1 protein-coding gene is annotated in these 628 nt (G+C 65.9%); it reads right to left on the bottom strand.

The genetic code is table 11. The annotated features are described in order from the left end of the window. Positions 1–60: 60 nt before the first annotated feature. Positions 61–628 (bottom strand): RDD family protein (locus tag BN10_RS15925; RefSeq protein WP_198014068.1); only part of this gene is annotated, 568 nt, incomplete at its 5' end.

The raw sequence follows: 628 nt of genomic DNA, 5'->3' as shown, positions 1-628 counted from the left end.
ACCACAGGTATACCTGTGGTCCGCTGCGAGTTGTGTTCCCCGGGGGGAGGGGGAGGTGGGTCAGGCCTTCGGGACCTTGATCACCGTCGACTTGGCGACCATGTCGCCGAGGGTCTGGCGGTTGGAGTCCCACAGCATCCAGAGGTAGGACAGGTAGACGACCTGGTTGGCCAGGCCGTGGATGACCTCACGGACGAAGGACTGGCCGGCGCCGATCGGCTGGCCGCTCGTGGTGTTGATGAGCTTCTGACCGGCGATCTTCTTGCCCACGCTCTGGCCGGTGCGGCCCAACTTGAAGACGCGGTTCCAGAGCCAGATGCCGAAGAAGACGGCGAACGACCCGAACAGGAGCACCAGACCGACGGCCATGCCCGCACCGGAGCCCCCGTCGTACTGGTAGTTCCCATAGCTGTCGTAGCTCCCGCCCCCGGCGGAGGTGGCCATGACGATGATGCCGATGATCATCGGGATCAGACCGATGAGGTTCAGAGCGGCGTCGATGAGGCCGGGCACGATGCGGTCGGCGAACGTCGTGACCGGGCCGAAGTGGTGCTCGACGTAGCGCAACGAGCCGACCGCGACCTGTCCGCCGTACTGTGCCGAGGCAGGCGGAGCGGCGGTGTAACCG

This window comes from Phycicoccus elongatus Lp2 (assembly GCF_000367525.1).
GTDB lineage: Bacteria > Actinomycetota > Actinomycetes > Actinomycetales > Dermatophilaceae > Phycicoccus_A > Phycicoccus_A elongatus.
This window is presented reverse-complemented; position numbering and strand designations above follow the sequence as displayed.